This is a genomic window from Phycicoccus flavus (assembly GCF_004025965.2).
Classification (GTDB): Bacteria; Actinomycetota; Actinomycetes; order Actinomycetales; family Dermatophilaceae; genus Phycicoccus; species Phycicoccus flavus.
In genome coordinates, this window is record NZ_SAYU02000041.1 from 19295 (window position 1) to 36795 (window position 17501).

The following is a 17501-nucleotide window of genomic DNA, read 5'->3' on the forward strand; positions in this document are numbered from 1 at the left end:
GGCGGAGTGTCAGTCTCCGAACCGGTCGCGGATGGCGACGAGCTCGACGGCGTGGGCGTCCAGGGCCCGGTCCTCGGCGCTCGCCGGCACCCACGCGGGCGTGGGCCGGGCGCGGCGCTGCGCGTCCAGGCCGACGAGGACGGTGCGGCAGTAGGTGGTGAGCTCCAGGGCGTCGGCGCCGCCGGCCGGGTCCCCGGAGCGGACGTGGACGCCGACGTGCATCGACGTCCGCCCGGTGTGCAGCAGCCGCGCCTCGACCTCGACGAGGTGCCCGATGCGCAGCGGCCGGTAGAAGCGCACCCCGCCGGTGAAGATCGCGACGTTGTCCGCGCTGCCGGTCCACCGGGTGGCGAGGACGTGGGCGGCCTCGTCGATCCACCGCATGACGATGCCGCCGTGCACCTTGCCGCCCCAGTTGACGTCGGTCGGGGCCGCGAGGAAGCGCATCGTGACCCGCGGTGCGGTGCCGGCGTCGGTGTACTCCTGGCCGGCCATCGCCGTCTCGACCTCGGCGCGCAGCTCGGCCCGGCGCACCGCCCACTGCTGCTGGAGCTCCTCGCCGAGGGTCGTGGGGACCAGCGGCGGCACGGGGGTGGAGCGGCCGTCCTCCCCCACGGCGACGAAGACGATGAGGCAGCGGGTGGCCGGCTCGAGGGCGCGGGTGCGCGGCTGGCCCGCGGAGACGTCGACGGTGATGTGCATGGACGTGCGGCCGGTGTGCACGACGGTGGCGGTCACCTCGACGAGGTCCCCGACCTCGACCGGGCGGGTGAAGCGGACGTTGCCGACGTAGGCCGTGACGCAGTACGTGCCGCTCCAGCCGGCCGCCGCCGCGTACCCGGCCTTGTCGATCCACTCCAGCACCCGGCCGGCGCCCACCGACCCGGAGTGGCCGGCGTCGGTCGGGGCCGCGAGGAAGCGCAGCGTCACGTGCGTCGGCGGCCGGGGTGCGGGGTCCACGGGCCCCATCCTGGCGAAGCGGGCGGCGCCGGGTCCACGGGATGTGGGCGGCGCCACGGGCCGACCGCCCGGGTCTGCGCCGAGACGGGCGGTCGGGCGGGAGCGAGCCCCTCACCGCTCCGCGCGCAGCTCCAGGACCATGAGGTCGTCCGCGGGCCGGAAGCCGGCCGAGCGGTAGAGCGGGCGGGAGACCTGGCTCGGGTTGAGGACGACGCGCACCATCCCCTCCTCACGGCACCAGGCGAGCATCGTGTCCACGAGCAGCCGGCCCACCCCGCGCCGCCGGTGGGCGGGGTCGGTCCAGACGTTCGCGACGTAGGCCCACCGGGCGTCGGGCGTCCCGGGGCGCGGCATCCGGTCGAAGACCTGGAGGTTCGCCATGCCGACCGCCCGTGCGTCGCCGGTGCGCACGACCCAGAGGCGCCGCGACCCCGCCTGCGCCTCCCACCACTCCCCCAGCCGACGGGCGAAGCCGTCCTCGGCCGCGTCGGACTGCTCGCGCGTCCACGCCGTCCGCATGGCCGCGAGGTCGGCCAGGTCCGCGTCGCGCCCGGGGTCCAGCACCTCGACCCGGTACGCGTTCTCGCCCAATTCGCCACCGTAGGTCCTGCACACTCCGGTCATGGAGTTCACGGCGGAGCTGGAGGCGACGGGCGGGAGCACGACGGGCTTCGTCGTGCCCGACGAGGTGGTGGAGGCGCTCGGCGGCGGCCGGCGGCCCAAGGTCGTCGCCACCGTGGCCGGGCACAGCTGGCGGACGAGCATCGCGTCGATGGGCGGACGTTTCCTCCTCGGGGCGAGCGCGGCCGTGCGCGGCGCGGCGGGCATCGCGGCCGGGGAGACCCACACCGTCGGCGTCGAGCTCGACACCGCGCCGCGGACCGTCGAGGTGCCGGACGACCTCGCCGCCGCCCTCGCCGGGTCACCAGGGGCGGCGGCGGCCTGGCAGGCGCTGAGCCACAGCGCGCAGCGCCGGCACGCCGAGTCCGTCCTGGGGGCGAAGCAGCCCGCCACCCGGGCCCGGCGGGTCGAGGCCGTCCTCACCGCCCTACGCGGCTGACCCGTCCGGACCGCCCTGCGCGGCTGACCCGTCCGGACTGCCCTGCGCGACTGACTGTCCCCACCGGCCTGCGCGGCTGATGCGGCCTCACCGCGACCCACCCGGCTGACCCGTCGAGGTCACCCTGCGCCGATGACCCGTCCGGACCACCCTGCACCGCTGGCCCGTCCCCACCCGTCCGCGCGGCTGACCCGTTCGCTCTGCCCGCCGCGACCGGCGTGTCCGCGTTGCTCTTCGCCGCTACCCCCGTCCGCTCGGCCGTACGCGACTGACCCGTCCACACCACCGTGCTCGGCTCGCCAGTCCCCACCGCCTTCCGCGATCGACCCGTCCGCTCCGCTCGCCGCGGCCTCGGCGCGGAGTAGCGTCCCGTCGTCGGCACCCGTCCGCCCCGTCAGCGACCGCAGAGGAGCACCGCCGTGCTACGTCGTCTCACCATCGCCCTGGTCACCGCCGGCGGGCTCGCGCTCGCCGCGGTTGCCCCGGCCTCCGCCATCACCGGCGGCGCGCCCGACGGCGACGGCCACCCGAGCGTCGGGGGGCTCGTCGCCGACGCGGCCTACTCCGACGGGACCTGGGTGTACTGCTCCGGGACGCTCGTCAGCCCGACGGTCTTCCTCACCGCCGCGCACTGCGACGACGACGGCGCGTCGGTGCGGGTCACCTTCTCCTCGGCCTACGAGGACGGCGACCGCACGTACTCCGGCACCTTCCACGCCGACGCCGCCTACGGCAGCGCCCAGAACGACCCGCACGACATCGCCGTCGTCGTGCTCGACGAGCCGGTCACGGGCATCACGCCGGCGCGGCTGCCCGCGGCCGGGTCGCTGTCGGACCTGCGGCAGGGACAGTCCTTCACCTCGGTCGGGTACGGCGCCTACGAGGTCACCCGCGGCCCCGGCGGGCACGCGTTCCTCTACGACGACGTCCGCATGGTCAGCCGCGGCACGCTGCGGGCGGTCACCCCGGCGTGGCTGCGGCTGTCGATGAACGCGGCGACCGGCGACGGCGGCACCTGCTACGGCGACTCCGGCGGGCCGAACTTCCTCGGCGACACCGACATCGTCGCGGCGACGACCATCACCGGCGACGCCATCTGCCGCGCGACCAACACCGACTACCGGCTCGACACCCCCGACGCCCGCGCCTTCCTCGGGCAGTACGTCACCCTCCCCTGACCCGCCGCCCACCCTGCGGGGTCACCCCGCCCCGTCGACGAGCCGCCAACCCGCCGGGACCACCCGACCCGTCGAGCTACCGCCAGCCGGGCGAGACCACCCGACCCCCTACCCCCCACGTCGCCCCTGCCACGGCCGACATCACCCCGCCTTGTCACCGAGACCCCGGAAACGAACCCCGGCCTCGGTGACATTTCGGGGTCACCCCGAAATGTCAAGGCCAGGGGCGGCTGCCGAGGCCGGCGACCGGCCGTGGCCCCGGGTCGAGACCGACATCACCCCGGTTTGTCACCGAGACCCCGGAAACGAACCCCGGCCTCGGTGACATTTCGGGGTCACCCCGAAATGTCCGCCGGCTCCGGGGGGCGTCGGGGTGGGTGAGCGGGGGTCAGTGGGCGTGCTCGGCCATGCGGTCGCGGCCGGAGCCGAGGACGGTGAGGGGGAGGAGGGTCTTGCCGGTGGGCCCGATCTCGATGTCGGTGCCCATCTGCGGGCACACGCCGCAGTCGAAGCACGGCGTCCAGCGGCAGTCGTCGACCTCGGTCTCGTCGAGGGCGTCGAGCCAGTCCTGCCAGAGCCACTCCTTGTCGAGCCCGGAGTCGATGTGGTCCCAGGGCAGGACCTCGGTCTCCTCGCGCTCGCGGGTGGTGTACCACGCGACGTCGACCGGCCCGCCGGCGAAGGCCCGCTCCGCCGCGGCCATCCAGCGGCCGTAGTCGAAGTGCTCGGACCAGCCGTCGAAGCGGCCGCCGTCGCGCCAGACCTCCTCGATGACCCGGCCGACCCGACGGTCGCCGCGCGAGAGCAGCCCTTCGACGACCCCGGGCTGGCCGTCGTGGTAGCGGAAGCCGATGGAGCGGCCGTAGCGCTTGTCGGAGCGGATGGCCTCGCGCAGCTTGGCGAGGCGGGCGTCGGTCTCCTCCGCGCCGAGCTGGGCGGACCACTGGAACGGCGTGTGCGGCTTGGGCACGAACCCGCCGATGGACACCGTGCACCGGATGTCGCGGCGGCCGCTGACCTCGCGGCCGGTCTCGATGACACGCTTGGCGAGCTCGGCGATCTGGAGGACGTCCTCGTCGGTCTCGGTCGGCAGGCCGCACATGAAGTAGAGCTTGACCTGCCGCCACCCGGCGCCGTACGCCGCGGCGACGGTGCGGATGAGGTCGTCCTCGCTCACCATCTTGTTGATGACCTTGCGGATCCGCTCCGACCCGCCCTCGGGCGCGAACGTCAGCCCGGAGCGGCGGCCGTTGCGCGTCAGCTCGTTGGCCAGGTCGATGTTGAACGCGTCGACCCGGGTCGAGGGCAGCGACAGCCCGGTGTTCGTCCCCTCGTAGCGGTCGGCGAGGCCCTTGGTGACGTCGGCGATCTCGGAGTGGTCCGCCGAGCTCAGCGACAGCAGCCCGACCTCCTCGAACCCGGTGGCGGCCAGGCCCTGCTCGACCATCTCGCCGATGCCGGTGATCGAGCGCTCGCGCACCGGGCGGGTGATCATCCCGGCCTGGCAGAAGCGGCAGCCGCGGGTGCACCCGCGGAAGATCTCGACCGACATCCGCTCGTGGACCGACTCGGCCAGCGGGACCAGCGGCTGCTTCGGGTAGGGCCAGGCGTCGAGGTCCATCACGGTGTGCTTGCTGACCCGCCACGGCACGCCGGGGGTGTTCGGCGCCACCCGCTGAATGCGCCCGTCCGGCAGGTAGTCGACGTCGTAGAACCGCGGGACGTACACGCCACCGGTCCGCGCCAGGCGCAGGAGCAGCTCGTGGCGTCCGCCGGGCCGACCGGCGCGCTTCCACTCGCCGACGATGTCGGTGATGGCGAGGACGGCCTCCTCGCCGTCGCCGACGACGGCGGCGTCGACGAAGTCGGACACGGGCTCGGGGTTGAAGGCGGCGTGACCGCCGGCGACGACGACCGGGTGCTCGTCGGTGCGGTCGACCGCGTGCAGCGGCACGCCCGCGAGGTCCAGCGCCGTGAGGAGGTTGGTGTACCCGAGCTCGGTGGAGAAGGACACGCCGAGCAGGTCGAAGTCGCCGACCGCGCGGTGGGCGTCGACGGTGAACTGCGGGACGCCGTGCTCGCGCATCAGCGCCTCGAGGTCCGGCCACACGGCGTAGGTGCGCTCGGCGAGGGCGTCCTCGCGCTCGTTGAGCACCTCGTACAGGATCATGACGCCCTGGTTCGGCACGCCGACCTCGTAGGCGTCGGGGTACATGAGCGACCAGCGGACGGTGGCGTCCCCGGCGAGGTCCCAGGGCTTGACCGTGGAGTTCAGCTCGCCGCCGACGTACTGGATCGGCTTGCTCACGCGCTCGAGCAGCGGCTCGAGGGCGGGGAAGACGGACTCTCCGGACATCCCCCCAGGGTAGGTGCGGCCCCGCGGGCACCCAAACCGGCCTCACCGGCGGCGAGGGGACCTCACGAGGGGATGACGGAGCGCGCCGGGTGGGTGCGTGACCTGCGCCGACGTGCTTGGCTACCGGCATGAGCGAAGATCAGCACGTCGACCTCGTCGTCCTCGGCCTCGGGCCCGGCGGCGAGTCAGTGGCCACGGAGGCGGCGAAGGCCGGGATGCGGGTCGTCGGGATCGACGAGCGCCTCGTCGGCGGCGAGTGCCCGTACTTCGGGTGCATCCCCAGCAAGATGATGATCCGGGCCGCCAACAGCCTCGAGGAGTCCCGCCGCGTGGCGACGCTCGCGGGCAGCGCCGAGGCCACCCCCGACTTCACCCCCGTCGCCCGCCGCATCCGCGAGGAGGCGACGACCGACTGGGACGACGCCGTCGCCGTGCAGCGCCTCGAGGACGCCGGCGTGCGCTTCGTCCGCGGGCACGGACGGCTGGCCGGCCCGGGCGTCGTCGAGGTGGCCGGGCAGCGGTTCGTCGCCTCGGCCGGGGTCGTCCTCAACACCGGCACCGCGCCCGCCGCTCCCCCCGTCGACGGCCTGGCCGGCACGGGCTTCTGGACCAACCGCGAGGCGCTGCAGGCCACCGAGGCGCCCGCCTCGCTCGTCGTCGTGGGCGGCGGAGCCATCGGGTCCGAGCTCGCGCAGGCGTTCGCCCGCTTCGGCAGCCGGGTCTCCCTCGTCGAGACGGCCCCGCGGATCCTCTCGCTGGAGGAGCCCGAGGCCTCGGAGGTCGTCGCCGGCGCGTTCGCGGAGGACGGCATCCAGGTGCTCGCCGGGGCCTCCGTCGGCTCGGTGCGCGAGGCCGACGGCCGCTTCGCCGTCGTCGTCACGGACGCCGGCGGCACCGAGCTGACCCTCGACGCCGACCGGCTCCTCGTCGCCGCCGGCCGCCGCCCGAACCTCGCGGACGTCGGCCTCGACACCGTCGGGCTCGACCCGGCCGCACGCTCGGTCGAGGTGGACGAGCGGATGCGCGCCGGCGAGAAGCTCTGGGCCATCGGCGACATCACCGGCAAGGGTGCCTTCACCCACATGTCGATGTACCAGGCCGGCATCGCCGTCCGCGACCTCACCGGCAGCGACGGCCCCTGGGCGAGCTACCACGCCGTCCCGCGGGTCACGTACACCGACCCGGAGGTCGGCGCCGTCGGCCTCACCGAGCAGCAGGCGCGCGACGCCGGCGTCGAGGTCCGCGTGGGCCTCACGACCGCGCTCGGCAGCCGGGGCTGGATCCACGGACCCGGGGGCAAGGGCATGGTCAAGCTCGTCGAGGACGCGGCGGCCGGGCACCTCGTCGGCGCCACGTCCGCCGGCCCGACGGGCGGGGAGGTGCTCTCGATGCTCGCGACCGCCGTCCACGCCCGGGTGCCCACCGCCGTGCTGCGCGAGCAGGTCTTCGCCTACCCGACGTTCCACCGCGCCGTCTCCGACGCCCTGGCGGACCTCGGCTCGTGAGCCGCACGCCCGCCGGGGCGCTGGACGTCGCCTTCGACGCCCAGCCCCGGGAGCGCTTCCTGCCCCGGGCGGTCGTCGGTGACGCCGGGCGCGACGGGCCGCTGGACATCGGCCACGGGCAGACCAACAGCCAACCGCGGACCGTCCGCGCCATGCTCGAGCTGCTCGACGTGCGGCCGGGACAGCGGGTGCTCGACGTCGGCGCCGGGTCCGGCTGGAGCACCGCGCTGCTCGCCGAGCTCACCGGGTCCGGCGGGGTGGTCGTCGGCGTCGAGCGGGTGCCGGCCTTGGTCCGCTGGGCGTCGGCGGCGGTCGGCGCGGCCGGTGTGCCGTGGGCCGAGGTCCGCCGGGCCCGCGAGGGCGTGCTCGGCCTCCCCGGCGAGCCGCCGTTCCACCGCGTGCTCGTCTCGGCCATGGCGCGTACCCTCCCCCGGCCGCTGCTGCGTCAGCTCGTGCCGGGCGGCGTGCTCGTCGTCCCCGTCGACGGTCGCATGCTGCGGGTGGTGCGCCCCGCCGCGCCGGACGCCGACCCCGAGGACGCGCAGGTCACCGAGCACGGCACCTACCGCTTCGTCCCCCTCGTCACCGACTGATCCCCGACGAGACCGGGAGGGGTGACACACTCCGGGCGGGACCGGACATGGAGGGGCATGGGACATCCGGAGGGGAACGAGGAGGACCGGGCGCAGGCCCGGTTCCGGGAGGTCTGGGCCGCGGCCCACGACGACGTCCTGCGCTTCGCCGCGCGGCGCGTGCACCCGAGCCACGCCGAGGACGTCGTCGCCGACACCTTCCTCGTCGTGTGGCGGCGCCTGGAGGACCTGCCGGCCGACCCCGGTGAGGCCCGGGCCTGGATCTTCGGCATCGCCCGGCGCACACTCATGGGCGCCCAGCGGGGTGACCGGCGACGGGACGCCCTGGCGGTCCGGCTCGCCGACCCCGCGCTCGCGGCCGGGCCCCCCGGGACCGGCGACCCCGACGTCCTCGCCCGGCGGCTGGACCTGGCCGCCGCGTGGCCGCGCCTCGCCGCGACCGACCAGGAGGCCCTGGCCCTCGCCTACTGGGACGGGCTCACCTCCACCGAGGCGGCGACCGTCCTCGGCATCTCGCCCGTCGCCTTCCGGCTGCGCCTCACCCGCGCCCGCCGCCACCTGCACCGCCACCTCGACCTCGTCGAGCGCGCCACCGGCGGCCACCTGCCACTGACCGAAGGGAGCCCGTCATGACCCGCACCGACCTCGACCCGGTCACCCGGGCGGCGTTCGACGACCTCGACCCCGCCCCGCGCGACCTCGACGCCGCGGCCCGGGCTCGCGCCGACGCCACCCTCGCCCGCGTCCTGGCCTCCGACCCCTCGACCCCCGTGCGCGCACTGCCCGCCCTCCCCCGCCGGCGCCGGCTCCGGGTCCTCGCCGTGCTCGCCGCCGTCGTGACGCTCACCGCCTCCGCGCTCGTCGTCCCCGGCGTCGTCCGGACCCAGTCCGCCGCGGCGGCCTGGACCCCGCGTCCGATCTCGGTGTCGCCCGGCGAGGTCGCGGCCGCACGGGACGCCTGCAAGGACCTGCTGGGCCCGAAGGGCTTCGACACCGCCGAGGGCGACCCCTGGGCCGAGGCGCTGCGCCGCAGCCGGGCGGTCGCCGTCGACCGCCGCGGGGCCTGGCGGTTCGTCGTCCTCACCGACGGTGCCGGGTTCACGGGCGACTGCCTGCTGCAGGACCCGCCGCTGCTGCTCCGCCTGTTCGGCTCGCACTACGGCGGCGCCTTCGGCGGCACCTCCATGGGTCGCGTCCTCCCCCCGGCCCCGGACGGGGTCGCCGTCGACACGGCCGGCTCGGGCAGTAGCGACGACGACGCCTGGGGCGTGGTCAGTGGGCTGGCGGGCGCCGACGTCCGTCGCGTGGTCGTCACCTCACCGGACGGACGGGAGTCCGTCGCCTCGCTCGGGGACGGCCGGTTCGCCGCGTGGTGGCCGCAGCGGCGGACGGGCATGGCCAACGTCCGGCTCACCCTGACCCTGGCCGACGGCAGGGTGCTGCCGGCGCGGTCTCTCGAGCAGATCGCCGCGGAGGCCGCACCCGCCGGCTGACCGGACCCCCCGGCGACCGGACCGACCGGCCGGTCAGCCGGAGTAGTGGGCGTCGAGCAGGGGCTTGTACTTCTCGGCGACGACCTTGCGCTTGAGCTTGAGGCTCGGGGTGAGCTCGCCGTCCTCGATCGAGAGGTCGTGCTCGAGGATCGTGAACTTCTTGATCGTCTCCCAGCGGTTGAGCCCGGCGTTGAGCTCGTCGACGTACCCCTGCACCATCTCGCGGCAGGCGTCGGACGAGACGACCTCGGCGTAGGGCCGGCCGGCCATCCCGTGCTGCGCGGCCCAGCCCTCCATCGCGTCGGGGTCGAGGGTGACGAGGGCGGAGACGAAGTTGCGGTCGGCGCCGTGGACGATGAGCTGGCTGGCGTAGGGGCACAGGCCCTTGAAGGTCGACTCGATGACCGCCGGGGCCACGTACTTGCCGCCGCTGGTCTTGAACAGGTCCTTCTTGCGGTCGGTGATCCGCAGGAAGCCGCGCTCGTCGAGCTCGCCGATGTCGCCGGTGTGCAGCCACCCGTCGGCGTCGATGGTCTCGGCCGTCGCCTCGGGGTTGTTGTGGTAGCCCTCCATGTTGCCCGGGCCCCGGAGCAGGACCTCGCCGTCCTCGGCGATCCGCACGTCGATGCCGGGCAGCTGCCAGCCCACCGTGCCGTACCGGTAGGCCCGGATCCGGTTGACGAAGGAGGCAGCGCTGGTCTCGGTGAGCCCGTAGCCCTCGGCGACGAGCATGCCCATGCCGTCGAACCAGCGGGCGACGTCCTGGTTCAGCGCGGCGGACCCGGAGATGAAGAAGCGCACGTTGCCGCCGAAGCGGTCCCGGATCTTGGACCCGACGAGCTTGTCGAGGACGGCGTGCTTGCGGGCCAGCAGTCCGGAGGGAGCCTCGCCGCGCTCGCGCAGCTCGCTGACCTGCCGGCCGGTGTCGCTGGCGGCCCGGAAGAGCTTGAGCTTGAGGCCGCCCTCCTCCTCCATCATCATCTGGACGCGGGCGTAGGCCTTCTCGAAGATGCGCGGGGCGGCGCCCATGAAGGTCGGCTTCACGACCGCGAGGTTGTCGACGATCTTGTCGATGCGCCCGTCGATGGCGGTCGCGAACCCGATCTGCAGCGGCAGGGTCAGCAGGTTCTTGCCGAAGACGTGCGCCAGCGGCAGCCAGAGGTACTGGAGGTCGTCCTCGCGGATGATGTCGATGGCCTCGACCGCGGCGCCCTCGTAGGTCCAGCAGCTGTGCGGCAGGCGCACGCCCTTCGGCCGGCCGGTGGTGCCCGAGGTGTAGATGATCGTCGCCAGCTGGTCGGCGCGGGTCGCGTCGATCCGGGCGTCGACGGCCCCGGGGTCGCCGTCGAGGTACTCGCGCCCGAGCCGGCGCAGCTCGTCGAGGGTCAGCGTCCAGTCGTCCCCGTCCGGGGCGCCCTCCATGAGCACGACCTTGCCGACGCCCGGCGCCCGGTCGCGGATGGAGCGCAGCTTCTCCAGCTGCTCGGCGTTCTCGGCGAAGACGACCTTGGTGCCGGAGTCGCTGAGGATGAAGGCGACGTCGTCGGCGATGGTCGTCGGGTAGATCGTCGTCGTGGCCGCGCCGGCGACCATGATCGCGAGGTCGGCCAGCGCCCACTCGTAGCGCGTGCCCGAGGCGATGGCCACGCGGTCCTCGGGCTCGACCCCGAGGGCGATGATCCCCGCCCCGAGCTCGCGGACGACCTCGTCGGCCTCGCGCCAGGTCACCGTCACCCAGTCCTCGCCGTCGCCCGAGGGCACGGCGTGGAGGAAGGCGGGCCGGTCCGCGGAGGCGGCGACCCGGTCCCGGAACAGGTGTCCGACGCTCTGGGCGCGTCGCTCGAGGATGCCGTGGTCGACCGGCTCGTCCTGGGGGGTGTGGATCTGCGGCGTCGCGCGCATCAGTGGACCGTCCTCGACGTCGGTGGCGTGGTCCGACGCATCTTGTCACAGCGTTCCCTCAGGAGGAACGCCGCCGCTACCGGCGAGTCACCTCCGGGTCCCCGGCGGCGGCGTCGACGAGCCCCACGGCGAGCCAGGAGACGAGCATCGAGGTGCCGCCGTAGGACACGAACGGCAGCGGCAGGCCGGTGACCGGGAGCAGCGCGAGGTTCATCCCGACGTTCTCGACGACCTGCACGGCGAGCCAGGTCGCAACCCCCACGCCGACGAGCCGGCCGAAGGGGTCCTCGGCGCGGGCGGCGACGACGAGGACGCGCACCACGAGGACCCCGAGGAGGACGACGAGCCCCGCCGCCCCGACGAAGCCGAGCTCCTCGGCGGCCACCGAGAAGACGAAGTCGTTGAGCTGGAACGGGACGAAGCCGCCCTGGGTGCGCGGCCCGGACATGAAGCCCTGCCCCCACAGCCCGCCCCCGCCGACCGCGCGCCGTACCTGCGCGGTCTGGTACCCGGCGCCGAGCGGGTCGGCGGTGGGGTCGGCGAAAGCGGTGAGCCGGGCCCGCTGGTAGTCGCTGAGCAGCGGGGTCGTCCACGCCGCGACGGCGGCCGCCACCGCGAGACCGAGGGCCAGGGCGACCCACCGGCGCGGCGCCCCGCCGACGAGCACGACGGCGAAGCCCAGCGCCAGCAGGACCAGGGCGGTGCCGAGGTCGGGCTGGACGACCACGAGCGCCGTGGGCACCCCGACGAGGGCGGTGGCGGAGACCAGCCGGCGCAGCCCGGGGTCGCTGCCGCGGTCCAGCGCCCCGGCGAGCAGGGCCGCGAGGGCCAGGGTGAGGGCGGGCTTGACGAGCTCGGCGGGCTGCAGGGTGAAGCCGGCGGCCAGCGGGATCCAGGACCGGGACCCGTTGATCGTCGCGCCGACCGGGGTGCGCACGAGGAGCAGGAGGACGACGGCCGCGGCCCAGGCCCAGGGGGCGGCCGAGCGGAGGCGGCCGCGGCCGGCCCGGCTGACGAGCACGGCGACGGCCAGCCCCACGGCCGCCGTGACGAGGTGCCGCACGAGGTAGGCCGAGCCCGCGGTCCGCTCCGTCGCGGACCAGACGAGCAGTGCCCCGATGACCGAGGCGCCACCGGCGGCGACGAACAGCCCGATGTCGTGCCGGGCCCAGACCCCGCCGACACGGGCGCCCGACGACCCGGGCACCGCCGGCGCCGACCGGATCAGGCGGGCGGCCACACCGGGCTCAGGCGGGGACGATCTTCGCGAGCCGCTCGCGGCAGTGCGCGACGTCGCGGGACATGGCCTCGGTCAGCTCGTCGACGCTCTCGAAGCGCAGCGTGGGCCGGATGTGGTCGACGAACTCGACCATGACCGTCTCGTCGTAGAGGTCGAGGTCGTCGCGGTCCAGGACGTAGGCCTCGACGGTGCGCGGGTCACTGGTCTCGAAGGTCGGGTTGGTCCCGATGCTCACCGCGGCCGGCATCGTCCGGTCGGGCTCGCCCTCGGGCAGGTCGAGGCGGGTCAGCCAGCCGGCGTAGACGCCCTCCTCCGGCACGAGGCCGAGGGAGTCCGGGCCGAGGTTCGCCGTCGGGTAGCCGAGCCCCCGGCCGCGGTGGTTGCCGTGCACGACGGTACCGACGACGCGGTGGGGACGGCCGAGGATCCGGGCCGCGTCGGCGACGTCGCCGGAGGCCAGACGCCGGCGGATCACGGTGGACGAGAAGCGCTCGCCGTCGCCGACGTCGTCGAGCGCGATGACCTCGAAGCCGAACTGCTCGCCGAGGTCGACGAGCGTCCCGATGTCCCCGGAGTTGCGGTAGCCGAAGCGGGTGTCGACGCCGACGACGACGCACCGGGCGTCCAGGCCGCGCACGAAGACCGACCGGACGAAGTCACCCGGGGTCTGCTGGGCGAACTCGGTCGTGAAGTCCAGGTCCAGGAGGCCGTCGACACCGGTGTCGGCGATGAGCTCGTCCCGGATCCGGGACGGCGCGATGATCTCCGGCGCCCGCTCGGGGTGCAGGACGGCGATCGGGTGCGGGTCGAAGGTGATGGCGACCGTGGGCAGGCCCAGCCGCTGCCCCGCCTCGACGAGCGCGGTGAGCACCGCCTTGTGGCCGCGGTGGACCCCGTCGAAGTTGCCGAGCGTGAGCACGCACGGGCGCAGGGCCTCGGGCGTACGGGCGGGGTCGGACCATCGGTGCACGGAGCCCACTCTACGAACTCGCGGGGGCGAACACGACGAGGGACCGCGCGGTGGCGCCGCTCTCGTCGAGCATCGCGACGAGGGTGCCGTCGGGACCGAGTGCGGCGACCGGGCCGGGGTGCCCCGGGCGGGCCGAGGGGACCCGCTGCCCGTGGCCGACGGCGCGGGCCTCGTCCGCGCTCAGCGCGCGCAGGGGGAAGGCGGCGCGGGCGGCGTCGGCCGACGGGAGCACGGGCATCGGCTCGCCCTGCCGGGCCTCGAGCTCGGCGAGCGGGTGGGCGTGCGCCAGGGTGAACCCGCCGACCCGGGTGCGCCGCAGGGCGGTGAGGTGCCCGGCGGTCCCGAGGGCGGCGCCGAGGTCGCGGGCCAGGGCGCGCACGTAGGTGCCCGACGACACGGTGGCCTCGACGTCGACGTCCAGCACCGGCGTCCCGTCGTCGGCGACGGCGGACCGGGTGGCCAGGACCTCCAGCCGGGAGACGGTGACCGGGCGGGCGGCCAGCTCGACCTGCGCGCCGGAACGCACCCGGTGGTAGGCCCGCTCGCCGTCCACCTTGACGGCGCTGACGGCGCTCGGGACCTGCTCGATGTCTCCGGTGAGGGCGGTGAGCGCGTCGGCCAGGGCCCCGTCGTCGACGGACGCGGCGCCGGGGGCCCCCGTCACCTCGCCCTCGGCGTCGTCGGTGAGCGTGCCCTGCCCGAGCCGGACGGTGGCGGTGTAGTCCTTGTCGCTCCCGACGAGGAAGGTCAGCAGACGGGTCGCCCGGCCGACGCCGAGGACGAGGACGCCCGTCGCCATCGGGTCCAGGGTGCCGGCGTGCCCGACCTTGCGGGTGCCGCACAGCCGGCGGGAGCGGGCGACGACGTCGTGGCTCGTCCAGCCCGCGGGCTTGTCGACGACGAGGACGCCGTCCGGGGACGGGGCCGGGCGAGGCCCGGGGGCGCGGTCAGACCGCGTCGGCACCCGGGTCCTCGGGCTCGCGCTCCTTGCGGTACGGGTCGGACTCGCCCGCGTACGCGGCCCCGACGGACGTGCGCGCCACCTCGGCGTCGCGCTCGCGGGCCTCCTTGAGCAGGTCCTCGAGGTGCGCGGCGTTCTCCGGGACGGCGTCGGCCACCCACTCCAGGGTGGGGGTCAGCCGGATGCCCAGCTGCTTGCCCACGAAGGAGCGCAGCCGTCCCTTGCTGGCCTCCAGGAGGCGGGCGGTGGTCGCGCGCTGCTCCTCGTCGCCGAAGACGGTGTAGAAGAGCGAGGCGTGCTGGAGGTCGCCGGTGACGCGGACGTCGGTGACGGTGACGAACCCGAGGTCGGGGTCCTTGACGATCGCGTCGAGGTTCTCGGCGGTCACCGTCTTGATCCGGTCGGCGACCTTGCGGGCGCGGGCTTCGTCGGCCACGGCGTCCTCCTCTGCTCGGTGGGCGGATGGGCGGCATCCACCCTAGTCGCGCAGCGGGGGACGACTCACGCCGCGCACCCCCCGTGGGGGTACGCGGCGTGGGTCGTGGGTCTCGCCCGGGGCTCAGGCGCCCGGCTTCGACCTCGCTGCGCTCACGCGCGGGGCTTCGCCCACGCAGAGCGTGGGACCCGCCGCATCTCGGGGGACGAGATGCGGTCGGCGCCCCACGCCCTCGCTGCGCTCACGCGCGGGGCTTCGCCCACGCAGAGAGCGTGGGACCCGCCGCATCTCGGGGGACGAGATGCGGTCGGCGCCCCACGCCCTCGCTCCGCTCACGCGCGGGGCTTCGCCCACGCTGAGCGTGGGACCCGCCGCATCTCGGGGGACGAGATGCGGTCGGCGCCCCACGCCCTCGCTGCGCTCACGCGCGGGGCTTCTCCCGCATCTCGTAGGTGGTGATGAGGTCCTCGAGCTGCAGGTCGTTGAACGACCCGAGGTTGATGCCGCACTCGAAGCCCTCGCGGACCTCGACGACGTCGTCCTTGAACCGGCGCAGACCGGCCACCTCGATGTTCTCGGCGACGACGACCCCGTTGCGCGTGATGCGCGCCCGGGTGCCGCGCCGGATCTCGCCGCTGCGGACGATCGACCCGGCGATGTTGCCGAACTTGGAGGACCGGAAGATCTCGCGGATCTCGGCGGACCCGAGCTCGACCTCCTCGAACTCCGGCTTGAGCATGCCCTTGAGCGCCTGCTCGATCTCCTCGATCGCCTGGTAGATGACCGAGTAGTACCGGATCTCCACGCCCTCGCGGTCGGCGACGTCGGCGTTCTGGCCCTCGGCCCGCACGTTGAAGCCGAGGATGACCGCGTCGGAGGCCATCGCGAGGTTGATGTTGTTCAGCGTGATGGCGCCGACGCCGCGGTCGATGATCCGCAGGTCGACCTCGTCGCCGACGTCGATCTGGAGCAGCGCGTCCTCCAGGGCCTCGACCGAACCCGACACGTCACCCTTGAGGATGAGGTTGAGGGTGTCGACCTTGCCCTGGGCGAGGGCCTCGTTGAGGTCCTCGAGCGAGATCCGCTTGCGGGCCTTCGCCAGCGCCGCCTGCCGGTCCGCGGCCTCCCGCTTCTCGGCGATCTGCCGCGCGGTGCGGTCGTCGGGGGCGACGACGAAGGTGTCGCCGGCCCGCGGCACGGACGAGAGCCCGAGCACCTGGACCGGACGCGACGGCTCGGCCTCCTCGACGTTCTGGCCGTGCTCGTCGAGCATGGCCCGGACGCGACCGTAGGAGGCGCCGGTGACGATGGCGTCACCGACCCGCAGCGTGCCCGACTGGATGAGCACGGTCGCCGTGGCGCCGCGGCCCTTGTCGAGGTTCGCCTCGATCGCGACACCACGGGCGTCCCGGTCGGGGTTGGCCCGCAGGTCGAGCGCGGCGTCGGCGGTCAGCAGCACCGCGTCGAGCAGCGAGTCGATGTTCTGTCCCTGCTTGGCGGAGACGTCGACGAACATCGTCTCGCCGCCGTACTCCTCGGCGACGAGGTTGTACTCGGTGAGCTGCTGGCGGATCTTCTGCGGGTTCGCACCCTCGACGTCGATCTTGTTGACCGCGACGACGATCGGGACGTCCGCCGCCTGCATGTGGTTGAGCGCCTCGATGGTCTGCGGCATCACGCCGTCGTCGGCCGCCACCACGAGGATCGCGATGTCGGTGACCTTGGCACCACGGGCACGCATGGCCGTGAAGGCCTCGTGACCCGGGGTGTCGATGAAGGTGATGGCCCGCTCGGTGCCGTCGTGCTCGCGGTGGACCTGGTAGGCGCCGATGTGCTGGGTGATGCCACCGGTCTCGCCGCCCGCGACGTCCTCGTTGCGGATGGCGTCGAGCAGCCGGGTCTTTCCGTGGTCGACGTGACCGACGACGGTGACGACCGGCGGACGGGCCGCGAGGTCGTCGTCGTCCTCGGACTCGACCCCGAACTCCAGGTCGATGTCGAAGGAGTCGTAGAGCTCGCGCTCCTCCTCCTCCGGGGAGACCATCCGGATGTCGTAGCCGAGCTCCTGACCGAGCACCTGGAAGGTGTCCTCGTCGAGGCTCTGGGTCGCCGTGGCCATCTCACCGAGGTGGAACAGCACCGTGACCAGGGCCGCCGGGTTGGCGTTGATCTTGTCCGCGAAGTCGGACAGGGTCGCGCCCTGCCGGACCCGCACGACGGTGGAGCCGTCGCCGCGGGGGACGGTGACGCCACCGATCGACGGCGCCTGCATCTGCTCGAACTCCTGGCGCTTGGCGCGCTTGGACTTCCGCCCACGCTGCGGCCGGCCGCCTCCGCGACCGAACGCGCCCTGGGTGTTGCCGCGGCCACCGCGACCGCCGGGACGACCGGCGAAGCCGCCGCCACCGCCGGGACCACCGCGGCCGGGACCGCCGCCGGGGCCACCACGGCCACCGCCGCGGGCCGGGCGGTCGCCGGGGCGACCGACCGCGCTGCGGTCGGGCATCATGCCGGGGCTCGGACGCGGCCCGCCGGGACGGGGCCCGCCGGGTCCGGACGGACCAGTGGACCCGCCGGGGCGCGGCCCCGGACGGCTCTGCGGACGCGGCATGCCCTGGCTCTGCGCGAACGGGTTGTTGCCCGGACGCGGGGCGGACTCGCGGGAGCGGCCCATGCCCTGGTTCGTCGAGTACGGGTTGTTGCCCGGACGCGGGGTGCGCGGACCCGGACGGGGACCACCCGGCTTGCCGCCGCCCTCGCGGGCCGCCGGCTGCTGCGGCGCGGCCGGCTGCGGAGCCGCCGGGGCCGGTGCGGCCGGGGTGGGGGCCTGCGGCGCCGGGGCCGCCG

The 17501-nt window shown here is 74.7% G+C and carries 15 protein-coding genes; 6 read left to right on the forward strand and 9 right to left on the reverse strand.

What is annotated here, in order from left to right:
• Nucleotides 1-9: 9 nt before the first annotated feature.
• The gene (locus EPD83_RS12755) at nt 10-960 is read right to left on the reverse strand and encodes an acyl-CoA thioesterase (protein WP_235950567.1); all 951 of its coding nucleotides are present in this window, start codon (nt 958-960) and stop codon (nt 10-12) included.
• 111 nt (nt 961-1071) lie between these two features.
• Nucleotides 1072-1551 carry a GNAT family N-acetyltransferase gene (locus tag EPD83_RS12760; RefSeq protein ID WP_235950571.1) on the reverse strand — a complete coding sequence of 160 codons (480 nt, stop codon included), beginning with the start codon at nt 1549-1551 and terminating at the stop codon, nt 1072-1074.
• Nucleotides 1552-1582: 31 nt separating this feature from the next.
• On the opposite strand from EPD83_RS12760, the gene EPD83_RS12765 reads away from it, so the two are divergent.
• Together EPD83_RS12765 and EPD83_RS12770 are read left to right on the forward strand one after the other, a co-directional pair.
• Entirely contained in the window at nt 1583-2020 is a 438-nt protein-coding gene (locus tag EPD83_RS12765) for a YdeI/OmpD-associated family protein (protein ID WP_165566669.1), read from the forward strand.
• Nucleotides 2021-2439: 419 nt separating this feature from the next.
• The gene (locus EPD83_RS12770) at nt 2440-3198 is read left to right on the forward strand and encodes a trypsin-like serine protease (RefSeq protein ID WP_205859521.1); all 759 of its coding nucleotides are present in this window, start codon (nt 2440-2442) and stop codon (nt 3196-3198) included.
• Nucleotides 3199-3586: 388 nt separating this feature from the next.
• Here EPD83_RS12770 and EPD83_RS12775 read toward each other — a convergent pair whose 3' ends face one another.
• Nucleotides 3587-5554, reverse strand: a complete 1968-nt coding sequence (locus EPD83_RS12775; protein WP_128367502.1) for a TIGR03960 family B12-binding radical SAM protein — start codon at nt 5552-5554, stop codon at nt 3587-3589.
• Nucleotides 5555-5682: 128 nt separating this feature from the next.
• Between EPD83_RS12775 and EPD83_RS12780 the strand changes: the two genes are divergently transcribed.
• Genes EPD83_RS12780 through EPD83_RS12795 form a run of 4 tightly spaced genes read left to right on the forward strand, consistent with a single transcriptional unit; the run spans nt 5683 to nt 9145 of the window.
• Nucleotides 5683-7059, forward strand: a complete 1377-nt coding sequence (locus tag EPD83_RS12780) for a dihydrolipoyl dehydrogenase family protein (protein WP_165566670.1) — start codon at nt 5683-5685, stop codon at nt 7057-7059.
• A complete protein-coding gene (locus EPD83_RS12785) occupies nt 7056-7652 on the forward strand; it encodes a protein-L-isoaspartate O-methyltransferase family protein (RefSeq protein WP_205859522.1) in 597 nt (198 codons plus the stop codon). The genes EPD83_RS12780 and EPD83_RS12785 overlap by 4 nt, the downstream gene beginning before the upstream one ends.
• Before the next feature lie 57 nt (nt 7653-7709).
• On the forward strand, nt 7710-8285 hold the full coding sequence (locus EPD83_RS12790) for an RNA polymerase sigma factor (protein WP_128366295.1): 576 nt from the start codon (nt 7710-7712) through the stop codon (nt 8283-8285).
• A complete protein-coding gene (locus tag EPD83_RS12795) occupies nt 8282-9145 on the forward strand; it encodes a hypothetical protein (RefSeq protein ID WP_128366294.1) in 864 nt (287 codons plus the stop codon). Before EPD83_RS12790 ends, EPD83_RS12795 begins: the two co-directional genes overlap by 4 nt.
• A 33-nt stretch (nt 9146-9178) precedes the next feature.
• Here EPD83_RS12795 and EPD83_RS12800 read toward each other — a convergent pair whose 3' ends face one another.
• The 6 genes from EPD83_RS12800 to infB form a co-directional block, all read right to left on the reverse strand.
• Complete coding sequence (locus tag EPD83_RS12800; RefSeq protein ID WP_128366293.1) at nt 9179-11047, reverse strand: AMP-dependent synthetase/ligase; 1869 nt, start codon at nt 11045-11047, stop codon at nt 9179-9181.
• A 76-nt stretch (nt 11048-11123) separates the two neighbouring features.
• Nucleotides 11124-12287, reverse strand: coding sequence for an FtsW/RodA/SpoVE family cell cycle protein (locus EPD83_RS12805; RefSeq protein WP_235950573.1), 1164 nt, complete (start codon nt 12285-12287; stop codon nt 11124-11126).
• Nucleotides 12288-12294: 7 nt separating this feature from the next.
• Nucleotides 12295-13257, reverse strand: a complete 963-nt coding sequence (locus EPD83_RS12810) for a bifunctional riboflavin kinase/FAD synthetase (protein WP_128366291.1) — start codon at nt 13255-13257, stop codon at nt 12295-12297.
• Between the two features lie 10 nt (nt 13258-13267).
• Nucleotides 13268-14221 (reverse strand): tRNA pseudouridine(55) synthase TruB, encoded by a 954-nt coding sequence (gene truB / locus EPD83_RS12815; protein ID WP_128366290.1) that lies wholly within the window; start codon nt 14219-14221, stop codon nt 13268-13270.
• The gene (gene rbfA, locus EPD83_RS12820; RefSeq protein ID WP_128366289.1) at nt 14205-14654 is read right to left on the reverse strand and encodes a 30S ribosome-binding factor RbfA; all 450 of its coding nucleotides are present in this window, start codon (nt 14652-14654) and stop codon (nt 14205-14207) included. Before rbfA ends, truB begins: the two co-directional genes overlap by 17 nt.
• 421 nt (nt 14655-15075) lie before the next feature.
• The coding region (infB, locus tag EPD83_RS12825) for a translation initiation factor IF-2 (RefSeq protein WP_165566671.1) at nt 15076-17501 on the reverse strand (2426 nt) is incomplete at its 5' end.

Excerpts from the sequence above, each read along its gene's own strand:
- EPD83_RS12765 (WP_165566669.1), top strand. The coding sequence starts at position 1,583 with ATGGAGTTCACGGCGGAGCTGGAGGCGACGGGCGGGAGCACGACGGGC.
- EPD83_RS12775 (WP_128367502.1), bottom strand. The coding sequence starts at position 5,554 with ATGTCCGGAGAGTCCGTCTTCCCCGCCCTCGAGCCGCTGCTCGAGCGC.
- EPD83_RS12780 (WP_165566670.1), top strand. The coding sequence starts at position 5,683 with ATGAGCGAAGATCAGCACGTCGACCTCGTCGTCCTCGGCCTCGGGCCC.
- EPD83_RS12790 (WP_128366295.1), top strand. The coding sequence starts at position 7,710 with ATGGGACATCCGGAGGGGAACGAGGAGGACCGGGCGCAGGCCCGGTTC.
- EPD83_RS12795 (WP_128366294.1), top strand. The coding sequence starts at position 8,282 with ATGACCCGCACCGACCTCGACCCGGTCACCCGGGCGGCGTTCGACGAC.
- EPD83_RS12800 (WP_128366293.1), bottom strand. The coding sequence starts at position 11,047 with ATGCGCGCGACGCCGCAGATCCACACCCCCCAGGACGAGCCGGTCGAC.